This window comes from Kitasatospora sp. NPDC051853, assembly GCF_044452665.1.
Lineage (GTDB): Bacteria > Actinomycetota > Actinomycetes > Streptomycetales > Streptomycetaceae > Kitasatospora.
On record NZ_JBITBY010000013.1, the window covers coordinates 216,590 to 229,978 of the forward strand.

A 13,389-nucleotide genomic window follows, 5' to 3' on the forward strand; every position below is an offset into this window, starting at 1 on the left:
CGGTGCCCAACCCGTGAGGGGTCAGGGGCGCGGGGAACTGCGCGAAGCGGAAGACACAGACCGTGTGCCGGGTACGGAGAATCACCTGCACGTGAACGTCCGTACCCGGCACACGGGCTTCCTTCTTCCGCTTCGCGCAGTTCCCCGCGCCCCCGGTGTGACCACGTACGTCCTCGCGCCCACGCGGCGGCCGGGCTGTGGGTTGACACCGTTTCGGGTTGCTGATGGGCTGTGCCGCCGGGGGCTGGGCTGGGGCGACGTCGGCGAGGAGGGTTCTGTGCAGGCTCGGGTTTCGGTGGCGGCCGGGAGGCTGCTGCGGCAGCAGATCGAGCAGAGTTCGGCCCTCCGGGACGTGCTGTGCCACCCGGCCGCGTTGGCGGCCCGGAGGGCGACGGCGCGGACGGCCCGTCAGCTCGCGCCGAAGACGGCGGACCGCCTGATCGCCGATCTCAAGGGGACCCCGCCGCTGCTGGCGTCCGTACGGGCGGAGCGGCGGCACCGGCCGGGCCCGCGGCGGGCGACGCTGCAGCTGGCCGCGACGCTGTCGGCGGCTGCCGTGGTGGGCGGGCTGCTGGTGGCGGCGCCGGGCACGGCGTACGCGGAGCCGTCCCCCGGGCGGCCCGTGAGCGCGGCGGCCCGCACGCCGCTGGGGAGCCTGGCGGATCCTCAGCTCTTCCCGCGTCCGCAGCAGTTGACCGCCGCCGGGCAGCCGGTGGCGGTGCCGGCCGCGGTGCAGCTGGTGGTGGCGGAGAAGGCGGACGGCCCGGCGGTGGACCTGGTCCGGGACCTGCTGACCTCGGCCGGGGCGGCGGAGATCACCCCGCTGCCGGGCCCGCCGGAGCGTCCGGCGCCGGGGAGCCTGACGGTGTACGTGGGCGGCCCGGCCGAGCTGGCCGGCGGGGCGGCCGACCGGGCGCTGCGGGAGCTGGCGCAGGCGGCCGGGCGCAAGGACACCGAGGGGCTCTCGTTCGACGGACTGCCCGCCGGGGGTTACCTGCTGGCGGCGGGTCAGGCGCCGGGCGAGGGCGGCCCGCACGGCACGGTGGTGCTGGCCGGGGTGGACGCGCAGGGCACGTACCACGCGGCGCAGAGCCTGCGTCAGCTGCTGGCCCCGGCGCCGGACGGCAGGGGCTTCGCGTTCCCGGGCGTGACGGTGCGGGACTGGCCCTCGGGCGCGCCGGTCCGCGGCCTGGCCGAGTCCTTCCACGGCACCCCGTGGACCACCGACCAGCGGATCGCGCAGCTGGAGTTCCTCGGCCGGACCAAGCAGAACTTCTACCTGTACGCGCCCGGCGCCGACCGGTACCGGCTCTCCCGCTGGCGTGACCCGTACCCGGAGGCGGAGGCCGAGGGACTGCGCCGGCTGGCCGAGGCCGCCCGGCAGAACCACGTGACGCTGGGGTACTCGATCGACCCCGGGCAGTCCTTCTGCTACAGCTCGGGCCGGGACGTGGACGCGCTGCTGGCCAAGCTGGACGGGCTGCGCAGGCTGGGCTTCGAGGCGTTCCAACTCGAGTTCCTGGACGTCTCCTTCGACGAGTGGCACTGCGGCACCGACCGGCGCAGCTTCGGCACCGGGCCGGAGGCCGCCGCCAAGGCGCAGGCTGCGCTGGTGGGCAAGGTCCGGGAGCGGCTGACCAGGGGGAAGCTGCCGCTGACCGTGGTGCCGACGGACTACCAGAAGGCGGCCGTCTCGCCGTACCGCAAGGCGCTGACCGCCGCGCTGCCCGCCGACGTCGGGGTGGCGTGGAGCGGCGGTGCGGTGATCCCGGCGAAGATCTCGGCGGACGCCACCGCGGAGGCGGCGAGGGCGGCCGGGCGGCCGCTGGTCACCCTGGACGGCTATCCGGCCAACGACTCGGCGCCGGAGCGGCTCTACCTGGGCGCGTACCAGGGCCGGGAGGCCGGGGTGGCGACCGGTTCGGCCGCGCTGCTGACCGCCGCTATGGAGCAGCCGGTGGCCTCCCGGGTGCCGCTGGCCACCGCCGGCGACTTCGGCTGGAACCCGGAGGGCTACCGGCCGGCCGACTCCTGGCGGGCCGCGCTGCGGCCACTGGCCGGCTCGGCGGAGGGCCTGGCGGCGCTCACCGCGCTGGCCGGGCACAGCTCCTCCTCGGTGCTGGCCAAGGGCGAGTCGGGCTACCTGACCCCGTTGGCCGAGCGGTTCTGGGCGGCCCTGGAGCCGACCGGCGGGGCCGCGCCGGACCGGGCGAGGCTGGCCGAGGCGGCCGCCCCGCTGCGGGACGCCTTCGCCACCATGGCCGGGGCCCGGCAGGCGCTGGCCACCGAGCAGGTCGGGGTGGAGGCGGACCCGTGGCTGGCCGAGCTGGCCGGGTACGGCCGGGCCGGGCTGGCCGCGGTGGACATGCTGCTGGCCCAGCGCGGCGGGGACGGCTCGGCGGCCTGGCAGCAGCGGGTCACCCTGCGCGGCGAGCGGGAGCAGCTCGGCCAGGGCGGCGCCACCGTCGGCGCCGGGGTGCTGGACCCGTTCCTGGACCGGGCGGTGCGGGCCGCCGACAGCTGGTCGGGGGTGAGCACCGGGCCGGTCTCGGCGACCACCACCCTGGGCACCGCGCACGACCACCGGCCCTCGCTGATGACCGACGACTCGGCCGACACCTTCTACTGGACCGCCTCCCCGCCGCAGACCGGCGACACCATCGGCCTGGACCTCGGCCCGGGCCGCCCGGTGGGCAGCGTCACGGTGCTGATGGGCAGTTGGGGCCAGGGGCCGGACGCCCGCAGCGCGGCCGGCGACTTCCTGCGCGAGGGCGTGCTGGAGTACACCACCGGCGAGGGCGGCTGGCGGCCGCTGGCCGACCTGAACGGCCGTCAGGACCTCACCGTCGCGGTGCCCCCCGGGGTGGTGGCCAAGGCCGTCCGGCTGCGCGCCACCGCCGGGCAGAAGACCGCCGTGGCGGTGCGCGAGTTCAGCGTGGCGGCGCCCGGCGAGACCCCGGCCACGGTGACCGGCGGCCCGGTGGCCGAGCCCGGTTCCCCGGCCTCGGCGGTGCTGGACGGCAACCCGGACACCGCCTACCGGGCGGCCGGCGCCCCGGCCGCCGGGGACGCCCCGCTCACCGTGGAGCTCGGCGCGGCCCGTCCGCTGGACCGGGTCACCGTGCTGACCGACCCGACCGTGAAGGCCTCGGGCACCGTCGAGCTGGAGCAGCCGGACGGCAGCTGGGTGGCGGTCGGCACCGTCCGCCCCGGCTGGAACGAACTGCCCGCCGGCGGGCGGCAGGTGACGGCCATCCGGCTGGTCTGGGCGCCGGGCGGCGAGCCGCCGGTGGTCAACCAGATCGTGCCCTGGTACCAGGACACCCCGGCCGCCCGGCTCTCGCTCTCCGTCCCGGTGCTGGACGTGGTGGCCGGCGCCGCCGCCCCGGCGCAGACCGGCGCGGTGGTCGAGTCCGGCCGCCCGGACGTGGTGACCGGACGGCTCACCGCCGAGGTGCCGGGCGTGGCCCAGGGCCTGACGGTGGCTCCGGTGCCCGAGCTGGCGGTGCCGCGCGGCGGACGGATCGCCGCCCCGCTCCGGCTGACGGCGGCGGCCGGCACGCCCACCGGGACGTACGAGGTGCCGGTGGTCTTCACCGCCCAGGGCCTGACGGTGCGCCAGACCCTGCGGGTGCGGGTGGTGCCGCCGTCCGGCGGCCCCGACCTGGCGCTGCGCGCGGTGGCCTCCTCCTCCGGCGACGACTCCGCGAAAACGCCCGCCTCGGCGGTCAACGACGGGGCCCCGGCGACCAGGTGGTCCGCTCCGGCCAAGGACGACGCCTGGGTGCAGCTGGAGCTCCCGGAGCCGGTCCGGCTGGGTTCGGCGGTGCTGGCCTGGGAGGCCGCGTACGCCTCCGCCTACCGGCTGCAGGCCTCGCCGGACGGGGCCGTGTGGACCACGGTGGCCACCGTGGCGGACGGCCGGGGCGGCACCGAGACGGTGCGCTTCGACGCGCCGGGCGCCAAGTACCTGCGGGTGCAGGGCGTCACCCGGGCCACCCGGTACGGCTACGCGCTCAGCTCCGTGCAGCTGTACGGCGTCACCGGACCGTGAGCGGAAACGGAGCCGCGCCGCCCCCTGGTGGGAGGTCGGCGCGGCTCCGTGGTGGTGCGTGGTGCGTCGTGCGTGGTGCGGTGTCCGTCGTCAGTTGGCCACCGCCAGGTCGGCCAGCAGGTGCTCCTGGTGGCCCAGGGTCTGCAGGGTGCGGAGCTCGGCGCGCCGGATCTTGCCGGAGATGGTGGTCGGCATCCCGGGGACGAACTCCAGGACCTTGACCCACTTCTCGGCCGGCAGCTCGGCCCGGACCCGCTGGAAGAGCAGCTCGGCGGCGTCCTCGCGCCCGGCCCACTCGGGGGCGAGCAGCACGAAGGCCTTGGGGATCCACATGCCGACCGGGTCCGGCACCGGCACCACGGCGGCCTGCTCGACGGCCGGGTGGCCCAGCAGCACCCGCTCCAGCTCCAGCGGGGAGATGCGGTAGTCGAAGGACTTGAACATGTCGTCGTCGCGGCCGACGTAGCTCAGCTCGCCGTCCTCGCCCAGCCGGACCAGGTCGCCGGTGTGGTAGTAGCCGCCGGCGAAGGCCGCCTCGGTCTTCTTCTGGTCACCGGCGTAGCCGACCATGATGCCGGTCGGACGGACCGTCAGGTCCAGGCAGAGCTCGCCGACGCCGCCGGGGGCGACCGGGCGGCCGGTCTTCGGGTCCACCACGACCGGGCGGTAGCCGGGGAGCGGACGGCCCATCACGCCGGCCTGCGGGCGGCGGCCCGGGGTGTGGCCGATCTGGCCGGTGGTCTCGGTCTGGCCGTAGCCGTCCCGGACGTAGACGCCCCAGGTCTCCTCGACCGTGGAGATCAGGGTGGCCTCCAGCGGCTCGCCGGCGCAGGTCGCCTCGCGGAGGGTGGCGGGGGCCTCGCCGAGGCCCTCGGCCAGCAGGCCGCGCCAGACGGTCGGCGGGGCGCAGAAGGTGGTGATGCCCTGCTCCCGGAGGGTCTCCAGGACGGCGGTCGGGGTGGAGAGGGCGGAGTCCAGGACCACGATGGTGGCCTCGGCGTTGAAGGGGACGAAGAAGGAGCTCCAGGCGTGCTTGGCCCAGCCCGGGGCCGAGATGTTCAGGTGGACGTCGCCGGGGCGGACCCCGTTCCAGTACATCCCGGAGAGGTGGCCGACCGGGTAGCTGGTGTGGGTGTGCAGGACCATCTTGGGGCGGGAGGTGGTGCCGGAGGTGAAGTAGACGAACAGCGGGTCGTCGCCGCGGGTGGTGCCCTGCGGGTCGAAGGCCTCGGGGGCGGTCTCGGAGTCCGCGTAGTTGGCCCAACCCTCGACCCGGGCACCGGTGTTGATGCGGGTCCAGCCGCCCGGCAGGTCGGCGAAGCGCTCGACCAGCGAGTCCTCGGTGAGCACGTGGCGCACCTTGGCCCGGTCCAGCCGGTCCGCCAGGTCGTCGGTGGTGGCGGTGGCGTAGGTGGGGACGACCACGGCGCCCAGCTTGATCGCGGCAAGCATGGTCTCGTAGAGCGGGAGGCGGTTGTGCAGGGCCATCAGGAGCCGGTCACCGCGCCGCACGCCCACCGAGCGGAGCCAGTTGGCGACCTGGTCGGAGCGGCGGGAGAGCTCGGCGTAGCTGACCTCGCGGGCCGGGCCCTCGCCCAGCAGGCGGAGCGCGGTGCGCTCGCCGTTCTCGGCGGCGATCACGTCGAACCAGTCCAGCGCCCAGTTGAACTGGGGCAGTTGGGGCCACTGGAACTGCTCGCGGGCGGCGTCCAGGTCGTGCGCGTTGTCCAGCAGGACGTTGCGGGCGGTACGGAAGGCGGCGGTGGCGTTGGGGTTGCGGCCGGCGGTGTTCACGCGGCTCCTCCGGCGGTGATGGTGGCGGTCTGGGGGGCGGTGGTGGTCAGTGCGCGGTCGAGCATGGCGGCGGCGATCGAGTCGGCGTCGCGGCGGAACAGGGTGTTGAGGCCCGGCTTGCCGCTGCCGACCTGGGTGAACCAGCGGGTGTGCTCGGTCGGGATGCCCAGGGCGTAGAGGTCGCAGCGGATGCGGCCGTCGGCGTCGATCACCCGGAACGGGGCCTCGGTGACGTTCAGGCCGCCGGTGGCGTGGGCCGCGCCGGTCGTCGGGTCGGTCATCACGTACTCGCCGATCAGGCCGTCGGCCAGCAGCGAGGTGGTGAGCGGGGAGGTGTCCTTGTGCAGGTCCGGGGTGGGGATCCGGGCGTCGACCAGCACCTCGGCGTGGTGCACCGAGCCGGCCACCTGCGGGGAGGAGATCCGGAACTTCCCGGCCGCCTCGTCGGCCTCGAACTCGGTGGCGGGGCCCGCGACCTCGACCACGCCGGCCTCGATCAGCGCCACCAGCTGCTCCACCCGCTCGATCGGAGGTCCGGCGGAGAGGAGGGAGTTGACGGGGAGGAACTTCTTCTGGAACTCCTCCACGTAGGAGTCGGGCTGGAGGCCGCCGTAGTCGACCGCCTCGCGCACCACGTTGCGGATGTCGCGGAGGACGTCGAGGGCGGACTTGAGCGGACCGTCCGCGTTGCCGAGCTGGGCCGCATCGAGGTCCTCCCGCATGATGTCCAGCAGTTCGGCGCGGAACTGCTCCGGGCCGGCGTACTCCTTGCCGCGGAACGGGCGGGCCAGCGCGTCCAGGTCGAGCGGGGCCAGCGGGGCGCCGCCGGCGCGGGCCTGGGAGTCGGCGCGGACCGCCTCCACCTCCTGCATCAGCAGCGGGAGGACGTCCTCGTCGAAGCGGAGGAGGCCGCTGCCGCCGGCCTCGATCCGGCGCTTGCGGGCGTCGGCCACCGCGGCCGAGGTGAGGAAGCGCGGCTTGTGGCTGTGGTTCGGGTTCTTCTGGTTCCGGCCGCGGGCCGGGATCGGCAGGCCGCTGCGCGAACCGGTGACGATCTTCGGCTCCAGGCCGCTGGCCAGGTAGCGCAGGGTGCCGTCCGCGTCGGTGGCGAAGGTGCCGCCGCGGCCGACGGTCAGGCTGAGCATCACGTCGTAGAAGGAGAGGCCCAGGCCCCGGATGGCGACCGTGGAGCCGGGGCGGACGGTCCGCTGGTCCAGCGCCATGTCGGCGGCGGAGTCGCCGGCCAGGTAGGCCAGGCCCGGGTGGCGGTCGGCGAAGGCGAACATGCCGCGCTCGAAGGCGTCCGCCTTGTTGGTCGGGTGGCCGGTGGCCAGCAGGAGCTGGTCGACCTCCACCAGGTAGGGGGCGGCGTCCAGTTCGAGCACGTAGCCGCCCTCGGCGGCCGGCCTGGCCTGGGTGACCCGGGCCTTGACGGGTACTAACTCGACCCGCTCCGGGAGGTTGTCGGCGATCGAGCGGTAGACGGCCTGCTGGTACTGGCCGTAGCGCTGCCGGGAGGCGTAGTCGTCCGGGCCGAGCAGCGGCTCGCCGTGGGTTCTGGCCCGCTCGGCGATCCACTGGCCCAGCGAGGGGCCGGCACCGGGCCGGGCCGGGCCGCCGTCCGGGTCACCGGAGTACATCGTCACCTGGCCGACCACCGTGTTCATCGTGAACCAGTCGTCCTGGTCCGTGCGCCACACCCGCCCGGAGCCGACCTCCACCGCGTCGATCAGGTGGATGCGGACCTGACGGCCGCTCAGTTCGCCGTCGTTCAGCCGGGCCGCGAGGCGCTCCAAGACCGAGAGGCCGCGCGGGCCGGAGCCGATGATGCCGAGGGAGAGCGGGGCCTGGGGGTTGCGGTCGGTGGTCACTTGGCGTCCTTGGCGGTCGAGGCGGTCGAGGTGAGGGCGGTGGGGCGGCGGTAGTCGGTCTCCAGGGCGGCGAGGTCGAAGCCGCGCTGCACGTGGGAGAGCATCCCGAGGAAGTCGTCGGCGCCGAGCCGGGCGGAGCCGGCGGGCTTGGTCGCCGCGATCGGCATGCGGCCGGTGGAGAGCCACTGGAGCCGGCCGTCACCGTCGATGTAGCTGCGGGCCCGCTGGGCGTTGTCGGCGTGCAGGCAGAAGGGGACGTCCAGGTAGCCCTTCTCGAAGGCCTTGCGCAGCGCCTGGCCGATGTCGGGGTCGAGCTCCAGGACGGCCTCGACCAGCAGGCGGGCCTCGGCGTAGACCGGGTTGTCGGTGATCGAGCCGGGCTGCGGGACGACGCCCTCGGAGGCCCGGGCCGCCTCGCCCAGGGCGAGGATGTTGTCGGCGACGGTGGGGATGCGGTGGGCCTCGGCCGGGGTCTTGACGATCAGGCGCTCGGCACCGGTGGTGCGGGCCAGCGTCGCGCTGCCGCGGAGGAGTTCGAGCGCCCCGGCCTCGGTGCGGGGGAAGACGCCCATGTAGGAGTAGAGGACGACGTGCCACTGGGTGTCGCCGAGGTACTGGCCGGCCAGGTGGCGCAGCGCCGCGATGGCGTCCACGTCCTGGTCGAAGCTGGTGCCCTGGGCGTAGCTGAGCGAGATGCTGGTCAGGCCGCGCTGGCGGAAGAACATGCCCTCCAGGGCGGAGATCGCCACCAGCAGGCTGGGCGGGCAGAGCTGGCCGAGCATGCAGCCGCCGAAGCTCTCCAGGTGGGCGCCCTGCACCCGCTCGGCGAGCATCTCGCAGCTGGCGGCCCAGGCGTCCACCGCCTGGGCGAGCGGGGTGCGGGAGTAGGGGAGGCAGTAGGAGACCGGGCCGCCCTCGGTGGCGTCCAGGCCGGCGTCCAGCAGGGCCTGCACGATGCCGAGCGGCAGCGGGGAGCCGTGCCGGACCTGGATCGCGAAGTCCGGGGCGCCGATCTGGGCCAGCATGTCGCGGGTGACCTCGGCGCCGTGCGCCACGATCGGGAAGCCGTTGAGGTCCGAGCCCTCGCGGAGGGCCTTGCGGGCCGAGTCGTGGTCGCCGACCCGGGTGTAGCTGTCGAGGGTGATGGTGCCGACCGTGGTGGCGTCGGCGGCGGCGACCGCCTGGAGGCCGCCGAGCATCACCGGGACGCTGGGCATGCCCATCCGGGGCTGGACCACCAGGCGGCCGGCGGCCGCGGCGGCGGCGACGGTGTCGCCGAAGGGGGCGGTGGACAGCAGGCGGCGGACGCCGCCCGCGGGGCTGAGGGTGGCCAGGGTGCTCATGCTGCTGCTCCTCCGACGATCGCTACGGGCTTGGGGCTCTCCAGGTAGCGGCGGAAGTCCGCCACACCCTCTCCGTCCTCGAACACCGCGGTGAAGCCCGCGGCCATCAACTCGGCGCCGTACCCGCCGCCTTCACCACCGCGGATGCCGAGCTTCCCGCCGATCACGACCGGCAGGTCGGCCAGGTCGGCCTCGTCGCGCAGCCGGCCGATCATCCGGCGGCCGTCCAGGAACCCGTGGCCGTTGACGCTGCTCACCACGACCATGTCGGGGTTGTGCCGGCGGCACTCGGAGATCAGCAGCTCGTCGGGGACGCAGGCGCCGATGTTGACGACCTCGTGGCCCATCTCCTCCAACAGGAGCTGCAGGAAGACGAGGTTCCAGGTGTGGGAGTCGGAGGAGACGCTGGAGACCAGGACCCGGCGGCCGCTGCTCTGGCGCTGGGCCGGCAGGTTCGCCCCGGTCGGGGTAAGCGATGACATGGGCTTCTCTCTGACGATCTGCGGGGTGGGATGGGGTGGCCGGCCCGGGGGGACTCCCCGGGCCGGGCCGGCCGGGCCGGTCAGGAGGCCACTGCGGCGGCGACCGGCCGGATCGGGTGCTGCGGGGTGCGCGGCGAGGCCGGGCGGGTGCGGATCGCCAGCACCGTGCAGCCGGAGGCGCTGGACATCTGGTGCTGGGTGCCCGGGCCCTCGACGATCAGGTCGCCCTTGACGTACGAGTCGCCGTCGCTGTGGTCCAGCTGGCCGTCCAGGACGAGCATCAGTTCGTAGCCGAGGTGCTCGTGGAAGTCGCCGTGGGCGGTGGGCGGGAAGCGGAGCAGCAGGCCCACCGACTCCTCGCCGGTCTCCGCGTTCGGAGCCCACAGGACGTGGTGCTCGACGCCCGCGCGGCCCGGCTCGGCCCAGGTGGTCCACTCGATGTCGGTGAGGTCGAAACCGCTGCGGAAGACATTCTGGATGAACTCGATCTCGGCCATGGGAATCCCCTTCTAGGATTTATCTGGATTGTGGCCGGGGCTTTTCTTTTTCCCGTTCCCCTTGCCTGTAATAAATGTATGGCCCGGGGAGACCCCTGGCCCCCCGGCCTTCCCGATGGGGAGGCACGCGAGAAGCCGATGGCAGGTGACACAGTCAGATGTCGTCACTGGGGAGGCGCTGTGCGCTCGCGCAGGATGAAGGGAACTCGATAGCGAGAGGAGGCGCAGTGGACATAGCCATGTACCAGCTGCGGACTTTCTGGGAGGTCTCGCGCCTGCAGAGCATCACCAAGGCGGGCCGCAAGCTCGGATACTCGCAGTCCACCATCACCGCGCACGTCCGGGTACTGGAGGCCCAGGTGGGCACCCCGCTGTTCCAGCGGCTGCCGCACGGGGTCAGGCTCACCGAGGCCGGCCAGATCTTCCACGGGTACGCGGCCCGGATGCTCTCGGCGGTCGACGAGCTGTCGGCCGCGCTCGCCGAGAACGGCGAGGTCACCGGCCAGGTGTCGGTCGGCGCGACCGGCTCGCTGGTGGACCGTGAGGTGTCCCGGCTGATCTGGGAGGCCCGCTACCGGTACCCGCGGGTGACCGTCTCCCCGCTCAGCATGCTCTCCACCCGCATCCCGGAGGAGGTCGCGGCCGGCCGCCTCGACCTCGGCCTGATGATGACCAGCACCGCCGAACCCTCCGAGCCGCCACCGGCCGGCGTGGTCCGGGAGCGGCTGCACGAGCTGGACCTGGTCTGCATCGGCTCGCTGGGCCTGCCGGGCGCCGAGGGCGATCCGGTCGGCCGCCTGCGGGAGGCCCGGATCCTCCAGGTGGACCACGGCTGCCCGTCCCAGGAGCAGGTGCAGAACGCCCTGCAGGACCAGTACGGCTTCACCCTGGAGGTGATGTCGGCCGGTTCGGTGGGCAGCGCCCTCGGGCTGATGCGCAGCGGCCCGTTCATCGCGGTGCTCCCGGAGCAGTCGGTGGCCCGCGAGGTGGAGCTCGGCTCGGTGGTGCTCCAGGAGCAGCTGCCGCGGATGCGGCGGGCGGTCTGGATGCTCTGGCGCGACCAGGCCTGGCAGCCCGCCGCCATGGTGGCCCTGCTGGAGCTGGCCCGGCGGGTCGGACAGCTCACCACGGAGCCGGTGGGCTCGGCCTGACGGTCCGTCGGCGCCCGACGGGCGCCGACGCCGCTCCGGCCCGGAACGCCGAAGAGCCCTCCTGCCCGATGACGGGCAGGAGGGCTCTCTCGTCGCTGTGGTGCCCCCGTGCGGGGCCGGCCGGTGGCCGGCCCCGCCGAACGACTACCGGGCGGAGGCCAGTTCGGCCTTGAGTCGGGCGTTCTCCCGCTCCAGCTCCTGGAGACGGGTGGTCAGCGGCTCGACCGCCGTCTCGATCTCCTCCTTGGTGAACCGCGGCGTGATGTGCTGGCTGCAGTTCCAGTCGAAGGCCTCGACCTCGATCACCATCACCCGCTCGGGCACACCCGGGTAGTCCTTGTCCCGGACCGCCTCCACCAGGGCCTCGTCCGTGGTGACGTCCACCGCCCGGGCCCGGCCGAACACCTTCAGCCGGGCACGGTGCGGGTAGTCGACCAGGAAGAGCGAGACCCGGCTGTCGTGGTCCAGGTTCCCCGTGGTGATGTACTGCTTGTTGCCGCGGTAGTCCGCGAAGGCGATGTGGTGCTCGTCCAGCACCTTGACGAAGCCCTTGGGCCCGCCCCGGTGCTGCACGTACGGCCAGCCCGTCGCGCTGGCGCTGGCCAGGTAGAAGCTGTCGCGCTCCTGGATGAACCAGGCTTCGTCCGGACCCAGCTGGTCCGCACCCTCCGCCCCGGCGGCCATCCGCTCGTAGCTGCGCGCGCTCCCGTGCGCCTGCTGATGGCGCTTGGTCTCCGTGGTGAAGGCGATCTGAGCGTACCGGCTGGTCACGGCTCACTCCTCGTCAGGTGGATTACAGGACGTTCTTGTTGACCTCGGTGGCGATCTTGTAGCCCATCTCCAGGGCCGCCTCGTTGTCCCACCGGAAGTGCACGCCGGCGTAGAGGCGGCTGTTGGCCTTCTCCTGCGCGGCCTGGCTGAAGCTGCTGAAGCTGCGGACCACGCCGACCGCGTTCGGGTCGTCGGTGCCGCTGCTGAACGGCAGGTTGTCGGTGCCGAAGAAGTTCTTCATCGCGCCGGCCCAGGCCGCCACGATGCCGGAGTGGCCCGAGACGAAGGTCGGGAACGGCGGGGCGAAGTGCACGCCGGCCGGGGTCATCGAGGCCGGGCGCCAGTTCGGGTCGGCCGTGGTCAGCGGGTTGTTGTCGGTGTCCGCGAGGTTGATCGCGGACTCCGGGCGCCACAGGTCGTTGTCGGTGTCGAACTTGGAGTCCCAGATCGCGATCGCGGCGTCCTCCATCGCCACCGAGATCATCGCGAACAGGCGGGCGCTCTGGGTCGAGTCGACCCAGGGGTGGTACGTGTTGTAGACGGCCATCGACTGGACGTACTGGTGGCCGATCGGCTTGTAGGTGCCGTTGACGTCGTTGGCCCAGTAGCGGGCCTGCTGGGTCTGGTCGGCCGTGCGCTCGGTCGAGGTGGCGCCACCGAGGCGGCGGACCTCGTCCACGCCGGCCGCGTACTCCGGGCTGGCGATGAAGGCGGGGATGTTGGTGTAGCCGAAGGGCAGCGAGGTCGGGCGGAACTGGCTGCCGGAGAGCAGGCCGAAGGGCTTGACCTTGCCCCAGTTCGGCGAGTGCGGGACCGGGGCGCTGCCCGGGGTGGGCCGCCAGTAGCCGGGCGCGTAGTTGACCACGTAGGGGGTGTTGTCGTCCGAGCCGTCGTTGACCCGGTCGGCGATGATGCCGTTGGCGGCGGCGGTGCCGATGGTGATGCCGCGGTTGATGTTGATCGAGTTGGTCGGGCGGCGCAGCGAGACGGCGGTGTTGAACTCGTCGTCGAAGTTGATCGCCGGGAAGGCCGCCTTCAGCGCGTTGTACGCGGCCTGGTCGATGGCCGCCTCCATCGAGCCGTTGTAGCCCCGCATGTTCGGGACCAGGGTGCGGTACGGACGGCCGATCTGCTGGATCGAGTTGACGGCGTCGTAGATGGCGAGGTTCATCATCGCGCCGCCGCGGCCCAGCGGGCCGGGGGTGCCACCGGTGGTGCGGAAGGCGTCCATCAGGACGTTGTTCCAGTAGAGGACGTGGTCGGTGCGGAAGGCTGCCGACGTCTCGGCGTCCTCCACCGCGTTCGCGCTCTGCGGGACGAGCGAGACCAGGCCGCCGAGGGCCAGGACCGAACAGGCGGCCTTGAGCGCGGAGCGGCGAGTCCACGTGGTGCGGTTCATCTGGGCGGTTCCTTTTCGCTAGGAGGC

The 13,389-nt window shown here is 73.6% G+C and carries 9 protein-coding genes; 2 read left to right on the forward strand and 7 right to left on the reverse strand.

What is annotated here, in order from left to right; genetic code table 11:
* Positions 1–277 precede the first annotated feature (277 nt).
* Positions 278–4,054 carry a beta-N-acetylglucosaminidase domain-containing protein gene (locus tag ACIA8O_RS32560; protein WP_396297602.1) on the forward strand — a complete coding sequence of 1,259 codons (3,777 nt, stop codon included), beginning with the start codon at positions 278–280 and terminating at the stop codon, positions 4,052–4,054.
* A gap of 90 nt (positions 4,055–4,144) precedes the next feature.
* On the opposite strand, the gene ACIA8O_RS32565 is transcribed toward ACIA8O_RS32560, so the two are convergent.
* From ACIA8O_RS32565 to ACIA8O_RS32585, 5 genes are all read right to left on the reverse strand, one after another.
* On the reverse strand, positions 4,145–5,848 hold the full coding sequence (locus ACIA8O_RS32565) for an AMP-binding protein (RefSeq protein WP_396297603.1): 1,704 nt from the start codon (positions 5,846–5,848) through the stop codon (positions 4,145–4,147).
* Entirely contained in the window at positions 5,845–7,719 is a 1,875-nt protein-coding gene (locus ACIA8O_RS32570) for an FAD/NAD(P)-binding protein (protein ID WP_396297604.1), read from the reverse strand. The genes ACIA8O_RS32565 and ACIA8O_RS32570 overlap by 4 nt, the downstream gene beginning before the upstream one ends.
* Positions 7,716–9,062, reverse strand: a complete 1,347-nt coding sequence (locus tag ACIA8O_RS32575) for a methylaspartate mutase (protein ID WP_396297605.1) — start codon at positions 9,060–9,062, stop codon at positions 7,716–7,718. The genes ACIA8O_RS32570 and ACIA8O_RS32575 overlap by 4 nt, the downstream gene beginning before the upstream one ends.
* Positions 9,059–9,544: a cobalamin B12-binding domain-containing protein gene (locus ACIA8O_RS32580; RefSeq protein WP_396297606.1), complete on the reverse strand. Its 486-nt coding sequence runs from the start codon at positions 9,542–9,544 to the stop codon at positions 9,059–9,061. The genes ACIA8O_RS32575 and ACIA8O_RS32580 overlap by 4 nt, the downstream gene beginning before the upstream one ends.
* A gap of 80 nt (positions 9,545–9,624) precedes the next feature.
* Entirely contained in the window at positions 9,625–10,041 is a 417-nt protein-coding gene (locus ACIA8O_RS32585; protein ID WP_396297607.1) for a cupin domain-containing protein, read from the reverse strand.
* A gap of 227 nt (positions 10,042–10,268) precedes the next feature.
* Here ACIA8O_RS32585 and ACIA8O_RS32590 point away from each other — a divergent pair, with 227 nt between their 5' ends.
* On the forward strand, positions 10,269–11,192 hold the full coding sequence (locus tag ACIA8O_RS32590) for a LysR family transcriptional regulator (protein WP_396297608.1): 924 nt from the start codon (positions 10,269–10,271) through the stop codon (positions 11,190–11,192).
* A gap of 144 nt (positions 11,193–11,336) precedes the next feature.
* On the opposite strand, the gene ACIA8O_RS32595 is transcribed toward ACIA8O_RS32590, so the two are convergent.
* Together ACIA8O_RS32595 and ACIA8O_RS32600 are read right to left on the reverse strand one after the other, a co-directional pair.
* Positions 11,337–11,963, reverse strand: a complete 627-nt coding sequence (locus ACIA8O_RS32595) for a pyridoxamine 5'-phosphate oxidase family protein (protein ID WP_396297609.1) — start codon at positions 11,961–11,963, stop codon at positions 11,337–11,339.
* A 22-nt stretch (positions 11,964–11,985) separates the two neighbouring features.
* A complete protein-coding gene (locus ACIA8O_RS32600) occupies positions 11,986–13,362 on the reverse strand; it encodes a vanadium-dependent haloperoxidase (RefSeq protein ID WP_396297610.1) in 1,377 nt (458 codons plus the stop codon).
* Positions 13,363–13,389 lie beyond the last annotated feature (27 nt).

Coding starts and splice junctions, on each gene's coding strand:
- ACIA8O_RS32600 (WP_396297610.1), bottom strand. CDS start 13,362: ATGAACCGCACCACGTGGACTCGCCGCTCCGCGCTCAAGGCCGCCTGT.
- ACIA8O_RS32580 (WP_396297606.1), bottom strand. CDS start 9,544: ATGTCATCGCTTACCCCGACCGGGGCGAACCTGCCGGCCCAGCGCCAG.
- ACIA8O_RS32575 (WP_396297605.1), bottom strand. CDS start 9,062: ATGAGCACCCTGGCCACCCTCAGCCCCGCGGGCGGCGTCCGCCGCCTG.
- ACIA8O_RS32585 (WP_396297607.1), bottom strand. CDS start 10,041: ATGGCCGAGATCGAGTTCATCCAGAATGTCTTCCGCAGCGGTTTCGAC.